The sequence below is a fragment of the Mycobacterium sp. genome, assembly GCF_032159775.1.
GTDB lineage: Bacteria > Actinomycetota > Actinomycetes > Mycobacteriales > Mycobacteriaceae > Mycobacterium.
In genome coordinates this window covers 1-17,199 of the sequence record NZ_JAVHWK010000180.1, presented here as the reverse complement: position 1 = coordinate 17,199, position 17,199 = coordinate 1, and the positions used below count along the sequence as shown (strand labels likewise).

The following is a 17,199-nucleotide window of genomic DNA, read 5'->3' as shown; positions in this document are numbered from 1 at the left end:
CAAAAGTCACGTGGACGTGAACGGTCACCGTCGCGTTCAATGCAGATGTGAGCGAGAACCAGGCCCGCACCGGCGCCTTCATGGCGATGGGGTCGATGCTGTCCGTACAGGTCGGGCTCGCGATCGCGGTGACATTGATCGACCGCGTCGGCGTCGAGGGCGCCGCCTGGCTGCGACTGGCCTGGGCCGGGGTCCTCATGCTCATCATCGTCCGGCCCCGGCCGGCCGCGTTCACCCGGTCGACCTTCCTGGCCTGCGTGGCGCTCGGGGTGGTGACCGCGTCGGTCACCATGCTCTTCATGGCGGCGCTGGATCGAATTCCGTTGGGTACCGCGAGCGCGTTGGAGTTCCTCGGGCCGTTGGGCGTTGCGGTCGTGCACGGCAAGGGCAGTGCCCGTCTGGTGTGGCCCGGGCTTGCGGCGCTCGGTGTCATCCTGCTCACCGAGCCGTGGCAGGGCACGGTCGATCCGGTCGGAGTGCTCTATGCGCTCGCCGCGGCCGGATGCTGGGCGTGCTACATCCTGCTGACTCAACGCGTCGGCGACGAGGTCGCCGGCATCAAAGGCCTGGCGGTGTCGATGCCGGTCGCCGGTGTGGTGGCCACGATCGTCGTCGGCCCCAGCGTGTTCGAGCGAATGACGCCGGAGATCCTGCTGATCGGCGTGGGTCTGGCGATCATGTTGCCGGTTGTGCCGTTCGCGCTGGAGATGCTGGCGCTGCGCAGGCTAACGACGGCCGCGTTCGGGACGCTGATGGCGCTGGAACCGGCATTCGCGATGATCGTCGGTCTGATCATCCTGGATCAGGTGCCGGGTTCGGCAGGCGTCGTCGGCATCTGCCTGGTCGTCGCCGCGGGTGTCGGCGCCGCGCGCACCGGGGCGCGCAGGCCAACGGCCGTCCCCGCCGAGATCGGCTGAGGTCGCTACTCTCGGCTGATGAGTCGAGGTGTGTTCAATTCGCCCGTCGTCCGCATCGTCAACGACGCCGCGGTGTTCCTGATCAACGCGCCGGTGGTCGGCCGGCTGATCGGCCGAGGGTTGGTCGTGATCCGCTACGTCGGCAGGCGCTCTGGGACGACGTTCGAGATTCCGGTCGGTTACCGGCGGTCCGGCGGCAGCTTCGTCATCGGTGTGAGCGCGCCGGACGCGAAGAACTGGTGGCGCAATTTCCTCGGAGAGGGCGCACCGATCACCTTCGTGAATTTCAACGGCAAGGATCGCAACGGCCACGCGGTCGCGAAACGGGATGCCCGAGGCCGGGTTTCGGTAACCGTACGCCTCGACGGTCGCCAGTGAGCTAGCGGGCTTTCGGCGCTTCGGGGTTTGCCTGGTTGCGCCGACTGACAAGAGCCACGCCGACAACGCCGATGGCGGCGCCGATACCGGCGGCACTCCACGAGGTCGAAAAGCCCAGTGCAGCGCTGAGCAGGCCGATGACCAGACCCACCACGGCCCCGACCGCAATCAAGATCGCGACGATCTGCCACCAGGACATTCGACCACCGGAATTTGCCACGGCGCGAGCCTAACAGCCGGTCAGGGCGCTTGTGACGGTTTGCCGATCAGGCGTCTAACCTCTTGCGCCGGTAGAGCGTTCCCACGCCGAGCAAGAGCAGGCTGATAAGCAGGATCGCGGTGGCGAGCACGTTGATCTGCGGTGGCACCGAGGCTTTCACTGACGCGTTTACATAGAGCGGATACGTCACCGAGGACCCGCTCACGAAATAGGTGATGATGAAGTCGTCGAGCGAGAGGGCGAACGACAACATCCCCGCGGCAATGATGCCGGGGACGATCAGTGGCAGCGTCACCTTGAAGAACGTGCGCGTCGGATTCGCGCCGAGATCCATCGACGCGTCCTCGAGCGTCCAGTCGAAACCGCGCATACGGGCTCGTACGGTCATCGCGATGAAGCTCACCTCGAAGGCGATGTGCGCCAGCAGAATCGTGACGTACCCGGTGGCCCAGCCCAGGTCGAGGAACAGCACCAGAAGGGACGCACCCATCACGACCTCGGGAGCGGTCAGCGGCAGCACAAGGAATGTGTCGACGGTCTGACTGCCCCGAAACCGTTGCCGGACAAGGGCGACGGCCACCAACGAACCCAGCACCAGGGCGATAACGGTCGAGACGGCAGCGACGTTGATGCTGAGTAGCAGTGCGTCGGTGAGCGGGGGATACTTGAACGGGTCGAGCCAGTTCTTCAGCGTGAAGCCCTGCCAGCTGTAGTTGAACTTGCCCTTCGGGTTGTTGAACGAGAACAGGATGATCACGAAAATCGGCAGGAACAGATAGAGCAGCACCAAGCCGGCGACGATCCGCAGTACGAGGTCGCCCCACTTGGGGCTGCCCTTAACGGTTTTCGGCGCTTTGTCGGCATCTTTGGCCGCGGGCGACACCGCGGCACCCGTTTGGGTTGTCATACCAGGTCCTCGGTGCCGAGCGCGCGGGTATACGCCAAGACACCGACGAGGATGATCACCATCAGCACCATGGAAAGCGCGGCGGCCGCCGGATAGTCCTTGACGACAAGGAACTGCTGCTGGATGACATTGCCGATCATCGTGGTCTGTGTGCTGCCAAGGTATGAGGCGTTGATGAAGTCGCCCGCGGCGGGGATGAACACGAGCAGGCTGCCTGCGAAGACGCCCGGCATCGACAGCGGCATGATCACTTTGGTGAAGCTGCGCGTGTTCGACGAGTACAGATCCTTCGTCGCCTCGATCAGCCGGGGATCGATTTTCTCGAGGCTCACGTACAGCGGCAGGATCATGAAGATGATCCAGTTGTAGATCAGGCCGCCGATCACCGCCCAACTGGTGGACAGCAGCCGGCCGTCACTGGGCAGCAGGCCGACCGAGTCGAGGGCGCTCACCACCCAGCCGTCGTCCGCGAGGATCGTCTTCCACGCGATGGTGCGAATCAAGAACGTGACGAAGAACGGCAGAATCACCAGCCCGAGGATGAGGTTCTTGTACCGACCCGCCTTGAATGCGATGACATACGCCAGCGGGTACGCCAACAGTAGACACACGATTGTGGCGACGATGGCGTATCCGAACGACCGCAGGATCTGGTCCTGATACTTGCTGAACGCCTCGCTGTAATTGCTGAATTTCCAGGCGAACTCCATCGTCGGCAGGAATACCGAGCCGCCGGCGGTCGACAAAGACGTCATCGCCAGCGAGATGACCGGCCATACGAAGAAGATCCCGAGGTAAATGAGCGCTGGCGCGATCATCAGGTACGGGGCGATCTTGCTCCGCTGTCGACTGCTGGCGGCTACACCGGCCATCGGTCAGGCGCCGGTGACCGTGGCGTAGATCGTGTTGAACTTCTGCAGTTGTTCGTCTGACAACGGCGGCCAGCCGTGCACTGCCTTCAACGCTTCCGGTGACGGGTTGATCAAGGGGTTCTTTGCGGCCTCCGGATCGACCTTCGCGAGCTCGTCGGTCATGTCGGACAGCACCGGGATGTACTGAACGAACGCGGTCAGCTTCGCGTAGTTGGCGCGGTCGTAGATGTAGTTGATCCACTTCTCGGCCCAGTCCTGGTGCTGGGTGGTGTAAGGGATCACCATGGTGTCGACGAACGTCGTTCCGCCCGACTCGGGAACCACGAACTGCACGTCGGGATTGTCTGCCTGCAGCTGCACGACGTCGCCCGAATATGCCTGGGCGACAACAAGATTGCCTGCCGCAAGATCATCGAGGTAGTCGTTGCCGGTGAAGCGGCGGATCTGGCCCTTGTCCTTCTGCTCCTTGACCAGGTCGACGGCCTTCTGGACGCTCGCCTCGTCTGGCTTGTCGAGCGACGCGCCCTGCGACTGCATGATCATCCCGAGCCCGTCCTGGGTGTCGGAGAGCATGCTGACCCGGCCCTTGAAGGCGGGATCCCAGAGATCGTTGATGCTCTTGATGTCCCTGCCGGTCGCCGCCCGGTTGTAGCCGAGACCGACGAACCCGGACATGTAGGGCGCGCTGAACTTTCGCCCGGGATCGACGCTGGCCTCCAGCAGATCGGGCCGCAGATTCTCGATGTTCGGGATGTTGCCGTGGTTCAACTCGTTGAGCCAACCGAGCTGTTGAAGCCGGACCGCCATGAAGGTGGTCGGCACGGCGAGGTCTGAGCCGATGTCCTGCTTGCGCGACAGCGGCTCCTTGATCTTGGCGAACCACTCCTCATTGTCGTTGAGATCCTCTTTGTAGTCGACCGTGATGCCCTCTTTGTCCTGGAACCCCTTGACGAAATCGGGGGCCATGTAAGCCGGCCAGTTGGAGATGCGCAGCGAACCGGACGCGGCTTGCTCGCCTCCGCCGCTGTCGCTCTTGCTACAGGCGGCAAGGAAGGACGGCCCAAGGACAGCGGCGGCCGCAACCGCGGCGCCACCACCGATGAAGCGTCGGCGAGACGTTGGATTCGACGCGAGTCGTGCGAAGAGCCGGGGGTCGATTTCTCGTGGCATGGCGACTGTGCCTTTCGTTGGATTGCTGGGGGAGAGAGGACGGGTTGACAGACGCTCCGTCACGAGTCGTCGAGCATCTCCTCGAGGTCCTCGGTGGTGGGTATGTCGGCGGCCGGAAGCACGAGCGAGGCGTCGGGCGCCCAACTGACGTGCACCTGGTCGCCCGGTCGAAGCATCGGCAGGTCCTGCTCGGGTCCCACGTGCGCGATGATCGCCGAGTCGTCCGGAGCAGCGAGCGACAGCCGGACGACAGGCCCCTGGAAGGTGAGGTCGGTGATTGTTGCGGCCACGGTCGCGACATCGCCTGTCGGTGGGTCCATCGACACCCGAACGCGTTCCGGCCGGATCATCAAGGTCGCCTGGCCGCCGGGTTCGATGGTGGTGTCGCCCGGCCTGGCCTTCAGTGAGGTGCCAAGAACGTCGACCTGAACGAAATCTCGGTTGGCGCGGCCGCTCTGGCGACCCGCCCACAGGTTGGCCTGGCCGATGAAGCTGGCGACGAACACGGTCGCAGGCCGATCGTAGATCTCGGTCGGGGTGCCGATCTGGTCGACGTTGCCCGCATTCATGACCGCGATGCGGTCGCTCATCGTCAACGCTTCCTCTTGGTCGTGCGTCACGTAGACGAATGTGATTCCGACTTCGCGTTGAATTCGCTTGAGCTCGAATTGCATGACCTGCCGGAGCTTGAGATCCAGCGCCCCGAGCGGTTCGTCGAGAAGGAGCGCACTCGGATAGTTCACCAGCGCCCTGGCCAGCGCGACGCGCTGCTGCTGGCCTCCGGAGAGCTGTGCGGGCTTGCGCTTCGCGAAATCGGTGAGGCGCACGATCTCGAGCAGTTCGTCGACGCGCCTTGTGACCTCAGCCTTGCCCTTCTTCAGGCTGCGCGGACCGTACGCGACGTTGTCCCATACCGTCATGTGGGGAAACAGCGCATAGTGCTGGAAAACCGTGTTGACGTTGCGCTTGTGCGGTGGCACCCGCGAGACGTCGCGGCCCTCGAGCCGGATGGCGCCCTCGGTCGGGGTCTCGAATCCAGCGATCATCCTCAGGGTGGTGGTCTTGCCGCAGCCCGATGGTCCCAGCAGCGAGAAGAACTCGCCGGAGCCAATGGAGAAGTCTGCTTCGTTGACCGCCACGTAGTCGGTGAAACGCTTCGTGACGTTGTCGATCTCGACAACCGGACCGCCCTTGGCGCTAGCGGCCTCGTCTCGTCCCGTCGCTTGATCTGCGGCGGTGGTATGTGTGCCGGTCAGGGCGAGTCCTCCCTAAAGCCCCCGTAGCTTTCGGGTAAACAATCGCGGATTCCGTCGTCCTTCGCAAGCGATTCCGCAACGAATTTACATATCGACAATGGAATCGCTCGTCTCAGCGGCCACCTACAGGCAGATTTCGCGGCAGGGGCCAGCTCTGGGCCGCGGCTGACTATCGGCAGCCGGTTTGGCGCTGCCGATGGCGCGAGACCTGTCAGCTTAGTTTCGTCACCCCTCTGTCGGGGGTACGACAGCGACATGGCGACAACCGATGTTGCGGTATCAACCGACTTGGCGCCCCAGCGCGCCTGGGAGCTGGCCTCCGATCTACGCCGCTTCGACGAGTGGCTGACCATCTTCGGTGGCTGGCGCAGCGACGTGCCGCCTGCAATCGAGGTCGGGACCTGTGTTTCCGCGTGCATCAGACTCAAGGGCGTCCGCAACGTCATCCACTGGCGGGTGACCCGATACGACGAGCCGAAGCTGATCGAGATGAGCGGTGCCGGCCGCGGCGGAATCAGGATCAGCTTGACGATCGAGGTCCAGGCCAAGAAGGAGGGCGCCCGGTTTCGTGTCGTCGCCGACCTCTCGGGCGGTGTGCTCAGCACGCCGGTAGGTCGGCTGGTGGCTCGATTCGTCAAGTCAGAGGTTCAGCAGTCGGTGACCAACCTCGCCGCGTTGCGCTAACCCCACTCGTGGTTCATGGCGCGGGATTCGTACCGCGCCTCAACGGTATCGATGCGCCGGGCCCGGATCCGGGACAGTGCGATCAGCACCATCGCCAACGCGGCGGTCGCGGCCCCGCCGATGAAGACCGCGACGAAGCTGCCCTCCATCGGCACAGAGGTGCCGCTCGCGGTTCGCCCCAACTCCACGGCGACCAGCGCGGCGGCGATTGAGCTGCCTATCGTGCGGGCGATCGCGTTCATGCCGGTGGCGACACCGGTTTCGCCTGCGGCGACCTCGCTGACCACCAACGCAGGCAGTGCGCCGTAGCCCAGGCTGATGTACACGTTGGCCAGGATGCTGGCCGCGATGACCTGCCACGGCGCGGAGTGCGCAAAGGATATGAAACCGAAGCCGGTGATACCTGCCGCGGCCGCCACGATGAGCACCGGCTGGGCGCCATAGCGGTCAATGAACCTACCGCTGATCAGCGCAACGAGAAATCCGGTGATCGCACCGGGCAACAGGTAGACGACGCTGGCCTCGAGCACGGTCGCCCCGAAGCCGTAACCGGCTGCCTCGCGCGGGATCTGGACGAATTGCGTCAAGCCGAGGAACGCGAAGTACAGGCCCATGCCCACGAAGACGGTGGCCAGATTGGTGAGCAGGATCGGGCGTCGGCTCAGCATCGTCGTCGACACCAGCGGCTGGCTGGCCCGTCGTTCCCAGAACCACCAGCCCACCGCGACGGCGATGCCCAAGGCCGCACACGCCAGTGTCCTCGGCGATGTCCAGCCCCAGGTGTTGCCCTGGGTGATGGCCAGCAGCACCAGTGACAGTCCGGCCCCGAGGCCCGCGGCGCCGAGCCAGTCGATCGAACCCGTCGTGCTGCGCGGCCGGGCGGGCACCACGAAGACCACGACGGCGATGACGACGACGGTGAAGCCGGTGGTCAGCCAGAAGACACGGTGGTAGTTGGCGCCGTGGTTCATCAGCAGGCCGACGACCACCAGTCCGGTTCCGCCGCCGAAGCCCAGCGTCGCCGACAGCACCGACATCGCCGACACCATCCGGTCCTCTGCGAGCTCCTCGCGCAGGATCGCGACGCCGATCGGATAGAGCGCGAACGAGGCACCCTGCAGAACACGAGCCAGGATCAGAAGGGCCAGAGACGATGTGGTGGCCGCGAGGACCGAACCCACCAACACGATGGCGAGCACCCACAACAACACGCGCTTCTTGCTGTGCAGGTCGGCGAGGCGACCGATCAGCGGCGTGGCCGCGGCGGCGGCGAGCAGGTTCGCGGTGACCGCCCAGCTGACACCGACGATCGACGCGTCGAGTTGGTCGGCGATGATTCCGAGCACCGGAACGACGGCGGTCTGCAGGATGGCGACGGTCAGGACGACGATGCTCAGGCTGACGATCAATGTCGCGGGTCGCCGAACCGGCCGATGGCTCGCCGTAGAGCGTGTCGGTTCCGCCCTGACCACTCCACGCTCCGATCGTTAGCCCATCTTCGGTTCTACCCGATTATGTCGCCATGATCGAATGGGGCCATGACACCAGGGGGCCAAGCGGGTAGTGCGCTCACGTCGCCGACGTTCAGTGGCCGTACGCCGTCAGGCGTCGGGGATCTATCCGTCGAGACGCACGGCATCGCACCGATCCGGGAAGACCAGCGCTACGGCAGCTCGCGGCGGCTGTTCACGGTGTGGTTCGCGCCCCAGGTCAACATGACGGGTGTCTTCACCGGAGCCCTGGCGATCGCGCTGGGGCTTGGTTTCTGGCTCGGCATGCTCGCGATGGTGATCGGAACGGTGCTCGGCTCCCTGGTGGTGGGCTACCTGTCGACATGGGGCCCGCGCACCGGTGCGGCCCAACTGCCGAACTCGCGGATGGCGTTCGGCGGTGGGGTGGTGCTTCCCGGTGCGCTGCAATGGCTTTCGTCGATCGCGTGGGACGCGCTGGTCGGCTTGTTCGGCGGTGAGGCACTCGCCACGCTGCTCGGCATTCCGTTTTGGAGCGCGGTCATCATCGTGCTGGGCGTGCAGGGTGTGGTCGGCTTCTTCGGCTACGAGATGATCCACCGCATCCAGGCCGTGCTGACGGTGGTCCTGTTGGTCACCTTTGTCGTGTTCGCCATCAAGCTCGCCGCCGGACACCAGGTCGTGACGCCCGCGACCGTGCAGGGTGCCGACCTGGTCGGCGCATTCGTCCTCGAGGTCACCATTGCGTTGAGCCTGTCGATCTCATGGGCCAGCTACGCGGCAGACTTCAGCCGCTATCTGCCGGCCGACTCGTCGCGCGCCCGGGTCTTCGGATTCACCTTCGCCGGAATCGTGTTGGCCTACATATTCGTTCAGGGAATCGGCATCGCGGCGGGCGATCTGGTTTCCGAACATACAGCCGACGGCGTCAGGTCGGTGATGGGCGGCGGCATCCTGGGGGCACTGGCACTGCTCGTCATCGCGCTGGCCTCCATCGGCTCGGGGGTGATGAACGACTACAGCGGGTCTCTCGCTTTGCAGACCATCGGCGTGCAGGTGCGTAGGCCGATCTCGGCGATCGTCGTCACCGCCTCCGCGTTCGCGTTGATCCTGTGGCTGCACGCCGGCGAGACCGCATCCCGGTTCGAGCACGTCCTTCTGCTGGTGAGCTATTGGATTCCGGCGTTCGTCGCCGTGGTCGTCATCGACTGGGCGCGTCGTGCACGAGGTCGTCCCACCATCAACCCCGCCGAGGAACACACCGACCGCGGCGACGCCGTCGCGGCCGTGGTCGCATTCGTGCTCGCCTACACCGCAGCCGTACCGTTCATGAACACCTCGCTGTTCACCGGTCCCATCGCCGAGGCATGGCACGGCGCCGACGTCGCCTACTTCGTCAACTTCCTCGTCGCGGCGGTGCTCTACGGCGGCTATCGGCTGTCGCGCTCTCGCCCCGCGAATTTGGACAGGTAGAGCCACGTGGGTGTGTAACCGCGCCGCTGATACAACCGGATCGCGTCGGCGTTGCCTGCGAGCGCGCCGAGCATGAAGTCGTCGACGCCGCGCTCGCGCAGATGCGTCTCCAGCCGGTCGAGCAGTTCGGATCCGAGCCCGCTGCCGCGGTATTCGGGCAGCACACTGAGCGATTCGATTTCCCCGATCCGGCCGCCCGTCTGCCAGGTGTCCTCAATCCAGGACTCCGCAACGGGCATCACGTGTGTCAACCCGTATCCGACCGGCGCGCCATCGACAAGGGCGAGCAGAAACAGGGTGTCCGGTTTGGTCAGCAGCTCCTCGTAGAGCTTTCTGCGGGCGCGCCACGTTTCGGCGTCGTCCACGTAGGGCGCGAGTTCGGGCATGCTCTCGCAGTGGCGGTGATGCACCGCGACCCATAACGGTCCGATCAGGTCCAGATCGTCGACGCTTCCTACCCGCACCCGCCACGCAGCCGCCATCGGTGTCACGCTAGCTCAACGGCGCGCTACACCATCGGCGACAGAGGGGTTAAATAACGTCCATGCCCCGCACCCGAATCTGGACCAACCGTTGATGGCACAGCAGTCGGAATCGGAGGGGGACGAAGAACGCCAACGCCTCGCCGACCGTGTGCTGGGCAGGCTTGAAGACGCGGTCTACTGGGGAATTGCGCTAGTACTGATCATTGGGTCGGGCGCGCTGCTGATCTCCCAGTTCCACTCGCTGCTGACGCTGCGCAATTCACCCGCGAAGATTGTGATGCTCGAGGTCCTGGACGGTTTGTTACTCATCTTCATTTTCGTGGAGTTGCTCTACGCCGTGCGAGCCTGTCTGCGGTCGCACGAGATCGTCGCCGAGCCGTTTCTGATCGTCGGCATCCTGGCGGGCATCAAGGAGATCGTCGTGTTGTCCGTCGAGGCGGCGACCCTGCTGGAGAAGGGTCCGGCCTTTTCGCGCGCGGTCGTCGAGATCGGTGTGCTGGCCGGGGTGGTCCTCGCCCTGGCCTTGTCGGCATTCGTGCTGCGTGAGCGTCGCCGGGATACCGAAGATGCCGGGGAGCGGGCGGGCGAGGAAGACCACGAGAAGCAACCAGCCAAATCCTGACCGGATGACATTGGGCCATGATCGCGCGGGCCGGCGTTATGTATGCCATCATATATAGCGTGGTCGGTAACCCGCGGGAGCGGATGGTGATATCCGCAGCGCTGCTGATTCGTGAACGCGGCGCCCGGGCAACTGCCATCTCCGATGTGCTGAAGCACAGCCGCGCGCCGCGCGGATCGGCCTATCACTATTTCCCCGGCGGTCGGATGCAGCTGTTGGAAGAGGCGACCGACTACGCGGGCGCCTTCATCGCGGACAAGATCTCGGCCGCCGAGAGCGCTGTGGAGCTGCTGGACGAGCTGACGGGTTTGTATCGCCAGCAGTTGATCCGCAGTGACTTCCGGGCGGGCTGTCCGATCGTCGCGGTGACGGTCGAAGCCGGCGATCCCGACAAGGCCGAGCGCACGACCCAGGTCATCGAGCGCGCCGCGGCCGCCTTCGCACTCTGGACCGACCTGATCGGCCGACGACTGATTGCCGAAGGTGTCGAGGCCTCGAGAGCCGAAGAGCTCGCGATGCTCGTCACGACCTCGATAGAGGGGGCGATCATCGTCGCCCGGGCATCGCGCGACGTGAAACCTATCGACCTTGTCCAGCGTCAGCTGCGCTCGCTGCTGGCCGTGCAGACGCCCGAAAGGAAGCCCGATGACCGGTGAATGGCAAGCGACGGCCTGCATCCTCTGCGAATGCAATTGCGGCATTATCGTGCAGCTCGAGGACCGCACGCTCGCCAAGATCCGCGGCGACAAAGAGCACCCGGCGTCGCAGGGGTACACCTGCAACAAGGCGCTGCGGCTCGATCACTACCAGAACAATCCAGGCCGGCTGACCTCGCCGCTGCGACGGCGCCCCGACGGCAGCTATGAGGAGATCGACTGGGACACTGCCATCACCGAGATCGCCGAGGGGTTCACACAGATTCGAGACGCCTACGGCGGGGACAAGATCTTCTACTACGGTGGCGGGGGCCAGGGTAATCACCTGGGCGGCGGATACGCAGGCGCGTTCCTCAAGTCCATCGGTTCCCGGTACCGCTCGAATGCGTTGGCGCAGGAGAAAACCGGGGAAGCCTGGGTCGACGCGTATCTCTACGGCGGGCATACCCGCGGCGAGTTCGAGCACGCCGAGGTGTCGGTCTTCGTGGGCAAGAACCCGTGGATGTCGCAGAGCTTTCCGCGTGCCCGCACAGTGCTCAACGAGATCGCCAAGGACCCGGGGCGCTCGATGATCGTCATCGATCCGGTGATCACCGATACGGCCAAGATGGCCGACTTCCATCTGCGGGTTCGGCCAGGCACGGACGCATGGTGCCTGGCGGCGATGGCGGCAGTGCTGGTACAGGAAAACCTCTGCAACGAAGAGTTTCTGGCCGAACACGTCCACGGTGTCGACGCCGTTCGGGATGTGCTGCGCGCGGTGCCGGTGGCCGACTATGCGGAGCGCTGCGGTGTCGATGAGGAGTTGATCCGGGCGGCGGTCAGGCGCATCGCCCGCGCCGACAGCGTCGCGGTATTCGAGGACCTCGGCATTCAGCAGGCGCCCAACAGCACACTGTGCTCGTACCTGAACAAGCTCCTGTGGATTCTGACCGGCAACTTCGCCAAACGCGGTGGCCAGCACCTGCATTCGGCCTTCGCCCCGCTGTTCACATTCGGCGGCGTCGGGCGATCGCCAGTGACCGGATCGCCCGTCATCTCCGGCCTTGTGCCGTCGAACGTTGTGCCGCAGGAGATTTTGACCGATCATCCTGACCGGTTTCGGGCGATGATCGTCGAGACCAGCAACCCTGCTCACTCGTTGGCGGACTCGGCTGCCTGCCGCAAGGCCTTTGAGTCACTCGAGCTGATGGTGGTCATCGATGTTGCGATGACGGAGACGGCCCGCCTTGCCCACTATGTCCTGCCTGCGGCGAGCCAGTTCGAGAAACCGGAGGCAACGTTCTTCAATCTGGAGTTCCCGCACAACACATTCCAGCTACGTCATCCGCTTCTCGATCCGCTGCCGGGGACGTTGCCCGAACCGGAGATCTGGGCGCGGTTGGTACGGGCGCTCGGAGTCGTCGACGACGCCGACCTCGCGCCGCTGCGTGAGGCCGCCGATCTCGGGCTGCAGGAATACACACAGGCGTTCCTCGCGGCCGTCACCGCCAATGCAGCGATGAGTCGGGCCCTACCGTATGTCCTTTACGAGACGCTCGGCCCGACGCTTCCCCCGCATCTCAAGGGTGCCGCGGCGTTGTGGGGGCTGGCCCAGAAGGCGGCCATGAAGTACCCCGAGGCCGTACGGCGTGCCGGCCACACCGACGGCAATGCGCTGTTCGAGGCGATCCTGCAGGGCCGCTCAGGTGTGACATTCACGGTGCACGAGTACGAGGACGACTTCGAGCTCATCGCTCACGCCGATCACAAGATCGCCCTGGCAATGCCCGAAATGCTTGAGGAGATAGGCAAATTGGCCGGTGCCCCGTCGGCGCTGACGACGCCGGAGTTCCCGATCGTGCTGTCGGCGGGTGAGCGCCGCGCCTATACGGCCAACGACATCTTCCGAGACCCCAGCTGGCGTAAACGCGATGCCGAAGGCGCACTGCGTGTCAGCGTCGAGGACGCACAGGTTCTCGGCCTGGTCGCAGGCGGACGTGCGCGTATCACCACTGCGGCGGGTAGCGCCGAGGCGAGCGTCGAGATCAGCGAGACGATGCTTGCCGGCCATGCGTCGTTGCCCAACGGGCTCGGGCTTGACTTCGTCGACGACGATGGCCTGACGCATGTGCCGGGTGTCGCACCGAATGCGCTCACGTCGACCGAGTGGCGAGACGCCTATGCCGGTACACCGTGGCACAAGCACGTGCCGGCGCGCATCGAGGCCGTAAAGGCCGTCGCCACTGCATGATTGGACTTACGGACCGGACAGTGGCGCCTGATATGTCACTGTGACGAATCAGTTCAGCCCCGGACGTTTCTGCGGTGCGCCGTGCACACCTTCGGTGTAGGCGGTTTCCGCGTGCTGGGCAAAATCGATTCCAGAGATCTCATCTTCGCGTTGGACGCGGAACCCGAAGGTCACGTCGATGACTTTGCCGATGATGTAGGACACGACGAAGGCGAATATCGCGACCACCGGGATGGCGAGGGTCTGCTTGCCGAGCAGTGACAGTCCGCCACCGTAGAAGAGGCCTTCGACACCTCCGGACACCACTTCGGCGGCGAGCAGTCCGATCAGGAAGGTGCCGACGACGCCGCCGACGAAGTGGACGCCGACGACGTCGAGCGAGTCGTCGTAGCCGGCCCGGAACTTCCAGCCGACCGCGTACGAACACACCACGCCGGCTGCCAACCCGACGACGAATGCGCCGAGCGGCGCAACGAATCCGCACGATGGCGTGATCGCCACCAAGCCCGCCACCACGCCGGAGGCAGCGCCGAATGTCGTTGGCCTACCGTCTCTGAGGCGTTCGACGAATATCCAGCCCAGCATCCCGAGGCACCCGGCGATCAACGTGTTGAGAAAGACGACCGACGCCTTGCCGTCGGCGGTGAGCGCAGAACCGGCGTTGAAGCCGAACCAGCCGAACCACAGCAGGCCGACACCCAGCAAGACGAAGGGAAGATTGTGCGGCCGCATCGCCTCGGACTTGAAGCCGATCCGCGGACCCAGCACGAGTGCCAACGCCAGTGCCGATGCCCCGGAGACGATCTCGACGACGAGCCCGCCGGCATAGTCGACAGTGCCCAACGATGCGAGCCATCCGTCCGGTCCCCACACCCAGTGCGCCACAGGCGCATAGATGGCAACGGTCCAGACGGCGATGTAGATCATCCATGCCGAGAACCGGGCGCGATCGGCGATCGCGCCGGACACCAATGCCGCCGTCACGATGGCGAAGCCGAGCTGGAATGTCAGGAACAGCAATTCGGGAATGTTGGACCGAACCGTGGTCGGGTCGATGCCGAGCAGTCCGAAGTGATCGAGGTTGCCGATCAGGCCGCCGCCGGCATCGGGGCCGAACGCCAGCGAATATCCGGCGAGCAACCACACGATCGTCACCACGGGGATGGAGATGAAGCACATCATGATCATGTTGAGCACGCCGGTGGAGCGGACCATGCCGCCGTAGAAGATGGCCAGGCCGGGCGTCATCAACAGGACCATCGCCGTACAGGCAAGGACCCAAGCGGTCGCGGCAGGGTCGATCTCCATCCAGGACTCCTTTGTCGTGTGGCGAGCGCTCGCAAGATTATGACCCGCTAGGAGTGGTAGCGGACCGGAACCCCCCGATGCGGCAGCAACACGATCCCGCGACGAACCTGCTTGTCCTGTTTCTCGTGGACGGCCTCAAAAGAGCCGCAGCGCAGCAGCGTTTGGAGGACGACGGTGAGCTCGAGGAGGCTGAAACTCGCGCCGAGGCAACGCTTGATACCGCCGCCGAACGGGATCCACGCATAGGTCGGCGGGTTGGAGTCCAAGAACCGCTCGGGTCGGAACTCGTGCGGGCGGTCGTATGTCTGCGGGTTGAGATTGACCTCGCCGATGTGTGGCACGATCCGTGTCCTGGCGGGCACCGTGTACCCGCCGATTCGATAGTCGGCCCCGGTGTAGCGCCCGGTAAAGGGGGAGGGCGGCCGAATGCGAAGCGTTTCGTTGATCACTGCCTGCGTGTAGGCCGTCGACTCGCCCGCATCGGCCTCGGCCTGTACCTCGGCCAGTACGCGGGGATGGTGCAGCACCAAGTCGACCATCCAGGCCAGCGTGGTGGCCGTCGTCTCGTGACCGGCAAGCACCAGGGTGACGAGGTCGTCGCGAATCTCTTTGTCGGTGAGGTACTCACCGTCCTCGCTGCGGGCGGTCAGCAACAGCGACATGATGTCGGTGCGCTCGTGCAGATCGGCGTCCTGACGCCTGGCGGCGATCATCGGCGACAGCAGGTCATCGATGCCCTGATTCGCGCGGTCGAGCTTGGGCCACCGTTTCAAGCCGCCCACCGAGGCCATGGCGACGCGCAGGATCAGTTGCTCCGACGACCCGAGATCCAGAAGCTCCTCGAAGGGGCGGCCGAGCCGGGTCCGGTCGGTTTTGTCCTCGACGCCGAACATCACGCGGACAATCACGTCGAGGGCGAGGTCGCGCGCCGCCCGCATCATCGTGAACGGCTCGTCCTTCGGCCAACCCGCAAGGGCTTCGCGCGTGCTGTCCTCGATGACCGGTCGGTAGTTCTCGAGAGCTTTGCCGTGTAGTGGCGGCGTCAGAAGCTTTCGCCGTCGAAGATGTTCCGGCTCTTCTTGAACGAACATCGAGCCGGTGCCGTAGATGAGCGCTGACGGTCGCACGCCTTTGCCGCCGAGCAAGATGTCGGGCTTTTCGGTGAAGACCTGCTTGACGAGATCGGGGTCCTTGATGAGAACCACCGGGGTGCCCGGTAGCGGAATCGACACAATGGGGCCGTAGGTGGAGAACAGCCGCCGAATCAGCCATTCTCCGGCGACCAGGTAACCGGCACCGCAGGCGGCGGCAACGAACGGGCGCAGGGGCTTTATCGCCCGTGGCCCAGGCGGTGGAAAAGTCACTTCGAGCGCGGCTCGGTGCCCTTCGCGCGAGGACGCTTTCGTGTTGACGACGTCGGGCCACCGGCGAATCGACCGATCGTCGAGACACCGGGAAGCGACGAAACGGTTTTGAACACTTCGTCGCCTGTCGCGACCAGCCTCTCGAGCTGGGGGAGCAGGTGATCCATTGTCCGAATCATCGGATCGGCAAGCGCCAGGTAGCGTTCGGCACGATCGATCGCGTCGTTCAGGCGTGCGGTGGCGGTCGCCATGTTCTCGATCAAATCCGGTAGCTGGCTGGCAAGTTGGATGCTCGCCGGCGGGAGGCGCATAGCGTCGCTGACGAGCGACTGCGCGGTCTCTGCGGCTGCCCGTCCGGCGGCCTTGATGTCCTTGGGCCCCGGCGTCCTTCGGCTGGTCATAACGACCACTGTGCCCCACAGTGGACTCAGCTGTCAGCGGGTTGTCGGTAGGCGATCATTTCGCGGGACAGCTTGCGGCGAACGATGGGCTGCTGGCTGCACGCGACAGCGAATACCGTCAGCAGCATCCAGCTGAGGATGGCGCTGGCGAGCACCAGCATGAATGCCACCCAGGCGCCACCGGTGATCTGGGCATTTGCTGTTTGACGCGCCCACAGCCGCCAGTAGATCATCAGGTTGACCGTCAGCCCCACGCCGTAGGACAACACGAACGAGAACAGGAACGGCTTCCACGTACCGTCTTTCAACCGCGCCGCCATCGGTTCGTGCCGCAACGGGTAGAGGACCGAGAGCACGTTGCCGACGCCCAGCCAGATGAAGACCATCGTCACCAGTTGGTCGACAAGCGCGACGGGGTTGGCTTCCCGCGTCCACGTCAGGGCCGCGATGACGGGGAGACCGGCAATGGTGATGAGAACCGCCATCGCGATGTTCTGCACCACCAGGACGCGCCATACCCGTTGGCCGACGGCCAGCGCGGTGCGAACTCGCTCGGCTTCAAAGCACAGAGAATTGGTGCACACGACGCTGCCGACCACAACGGAGAACAGGTAGAGGGTCAGGCCGCTGAGGTCATAGCGCTTCATACCGGTGAGGTGACGACGGCACGAAGCGGATGACCCGCAACGGCCGGTGTTCCGGTGGTGTCACGTCGGGCCCTGTCGACGGCCAGCACAGCCTCGGCGACGGCGATGCGGGCCCTGCCGACCGACGCGATCGCCGC

Annotated in this window: 18 protein-coding genes; 7 read left to right on the top strand and 11 right to left on the bottom strand. The window is 64.7% G+C overall.

Annotated features, from left to right (window positions below):
• Window positions 1-47 precede the first annotated feature (47 nt).
• Both QOJ24_RS23510 and QOJ24_RS23505 read left to right on the top strand, forming a co-directional pair.
• Window positions 48-917 (top strand): EamA family transporter, encoded by an 870-nt coding sequence (locus tag QOJ24_RS23510; protein ID WP_526265678.1) that lies wholly within the window; start codon window positions 48-50, stop codon window positions 915-917.
• An 18-nt stretch (window positions 918-935) separates the two neighbouring features.
• Window positions 936-1,295 carry a nitroreductase/quinone reductase family protein gene (locus tag QOJ24_RS23505; RefSeq protein ID WP_526265676.1) on the top strand — a complete coding sequence of 120 codons (360 nt, stop codon included), beginning with the start codon at window positions 936-938 and terminating at the stop codon, window positions 1,293-1,295.
• A gap of 1 nt (window position 1,296) precedes the next feature.
• Here the strand turns inward: QOJ24_RS23505 and QOJ24_RS23500 are convergent, their stop codons facing one another.
• The 5 genes from QOJ24_RS23500 to QOJ24_RS23480 are packed head-to-tail and all read right to left on the bottom strand — an operon-like array spanning window position 1,297 to window position 5,603.
• Window positions 1,297-1,515, bottom strand: coding sequence for a hypothetical protein (locus QOJ24_RS23500; RefSeq protein WP_526265674.1), 219 nt, complete (start codon window positions 1,513-1,515; stop codon window positions 1,297-1,299).
• Between the two features lie 46 nt (window positions 1,516-1,561).
• Complete coding sequence (locus QOJ24_RS23495) at window positions 1,562-2,422, bottom strand: ABC transporter permease (protein WP_526265672.1); 861 nt, start codon at window positions 2,420-2,422, stop codon at window positions 1,562-1,564.
• Window positions 2,419-3,294: an ABC transporter permease gene (locus tag QOJ24_RS23490; protein ID WP_526265670.1), complete on the bottom strand. Its 876-nt coding sequence runs from the start codon at window positions 3,292-3,294 to the stop codon at window positions 2,419-2,421. The genes QOJ24_RS23495 and QOJ24_RS23490 overlap by 4 nt, the downstream gene beginning before the upstream one ends.
• A 3-nt stretch (window positions 3,295-3,297) precedes the next feature.
• Window positions 3,298-4,464 carry a polyamine ABC transporter substrate-binding protein gene (locus QOJ24_RS23485; RefSeq protein ID WP_526265668.1) on the bottom strand — a complete coding sequence of 389 codons (1,167 nt, stop codon included), beginning with the start codon at window positions 4,462-4,464 and terminating at the stop codon, window positions 3,298-3,300.
• Between the two features lie 59 nt (window positions 4,465-4,523).
• Entirely contained in the window at window positions 4,524-5,603 is a 1,080-nt protein-coding gene (locus tag QOJ24_RS23480; protein WP_526265666.1) for an ABC transporter ATP-binding protein, read from the bottom strand.
• A 372-nt stretch (window positions 5,604-5,975) separates the two neighbouring features.
• Here QOJ24_RS23480 and QOJ24_RS23475 point away from each other — a divergent pair, with 372 nt between their 5' ends.
• Window positions 5,976-6,404 carry a type II toxin-antitoxin system Rv0910 family toxin gene (locus QOJ24_RS23475; protein WP_526265664.1) on the top strand — a complete coding sequence of 143 codons (429 nt, stop codon included), beginning with the start codon at window positions 5,976-5,978 and terminating at the stop codon, window positions 6,402-6,404.
• Here the strand turns inward: QOJ24_RS23475 and QOJ24_RS23470 are convergent.
• Entirely contained in the window at window positions 6,401-7,876 is a 1,476-nt protein-coding gene (locus QOJ24_RS23470) for an MFS transporter (protein ID WP_526265662.1), read from the bottom strand. The genes QOJ24_RS23475 and QOJ24_RS23470 overlap by 4 nt on opposite strands.
• Window positions 7,877-7,942: 66 nt before the next feature.
• On the opposite strand from QOJ24_RS23470, the gene QOJ24_RS23465 reads away from it, so the two are divergent.
• Complete coding sequence (locus tag QOJ24_RS23465) at window positions 7,943-9,346, top strand: purine-cytosine permease family protein (RefSeq protein WP_526265660.1); 1,404 nt, start codon at window positions 7,943-7,945, stop codon at window positions 9,344-9,346.
• Here QOJ24_RS23465 and QOJ24_RS23460 read toward each other — a convergent pair.
• Window positions 9,304-9,828 (bottom strand): GNAT family N-acetyltransferase, encoded by a 525-nt coding sequence (locus QOJ24_RS23460; RefSeq protein ID WP_526265658.1) that lies wholly within the window; start codon window positions 9,826-9,828, stop codon window positions 9,304-9,306. The two genes, QOJ24_RS23465 and QOJ24_RS23460, sit on opposite strands and share 43 nt — an antisense overlap.
• A 94-nt stretch (window positions 9,829-9,922) precedes the next feature.
• Between QOJ24_RS23460 and QOJ24_RS23455 the strand changes: the two genes are divergently transcribed.
• From QOJ24_RS23455 to QOJ24_RS23445, 3 genes are read left to right on the top strand one after another with little or no spacing between them, the layout of a single operon-like run.
• Entirely contained in the window at window positions 9,923-10,453 is a 531-nt protein-coding gene (locus tag QOJ24_RS23455; protein WP_526265656.1) for a phosphate-starvation-inducible PsiE family protein, read from the top strand.
• A 17-nt stretch (window positions 10,454-10,470) separates the two neighbouring features.
• Window positions 10,471-11,109: a TetR/AcrR family transcriptional regulator gene (locus QOJ24_RS23450; protein WP_526265654.1), complete on the top strand. Its 639-nt coding sequence runs from the start codon at window positions 10,471-10,473 to the stop codon at window positions 11,107-11,109.
• Entirely contained in the window at window positions 11,099-13,342 is a 2,244-nt protein-coding gene (locus tag QOJ24_RS23445) for a molybdopterin-dependent oxidoreductase (protein ID WP_526265652.1), read from the top strand. Before QOJ24_RS23450 ends, QOJ24_RS23445 begins: the two co-directional genes overlap by 11 nt.
• 48 nt (window positions 13,343-13,390) lie before the next feature.
• Here the strand turns inward: QOJ24_RS23445 and QOJ24_RS23440 are convergent, their stop codons facing one another.
• Genes QOJ24_RS23440 through QOJ24_RS23425 form a run of 4 tightly spaced genes read right to left on the bottom strand, consistent with a single transcriptional unit; the run spans window position 13,391 to window position 17,062 of the window.
• Entirely contained in the window at window positions 13,391-14,650 is a 1,260-nt protein-coding gene (locus tag QOJ24_RS23440; RefSeq protein WP_526265650.1) for an ammonium transporter, read from the bottom strand.
• Window positions 14,651-14,697: 47 nt separating this feature from the next.
• The gene (locus QOJ24_RS23435) at window positions 14,698-16,014 is read right to left on the bottom strand and encodes a cytochrome P450 (protein WP_526265648.1); all 1,317 of its coding nucleotides are present in this window, start codon (window positions 16,012-16,014) and stop codon (window positions 14,698-14,700) included.
• Window positions 16,011-16,415 (bottom strand): hypothetical protein, encoded by a 405-nt coding sequence (locus QOJ24_RS23430; RefSeq protein ID WP_526265646.1) that lies wholly within the window; start codon window positions 16,413-16,415, stop codon window positions 16,011-16,013. The genes QOJ24_RS23435 and QOJ24_RS23430 overlap by 4 nt, the downstream gene beginning before the upstream one ends.
• 26 nt (window positions 16,416-16,441) lie before the next feature.
• Complete coding sequence (locus QOJ24_RS23425) at window positions 16,442-17,062, bottom strand: hypothetical protein (protein ID WP_526265644.1); 621 nt, start codon at window positions 17,060-17,062, stop codon at window positions 16,442-16,444.
• Window positions 17,063-17,199: the final 137 nt, after the last annotated feature.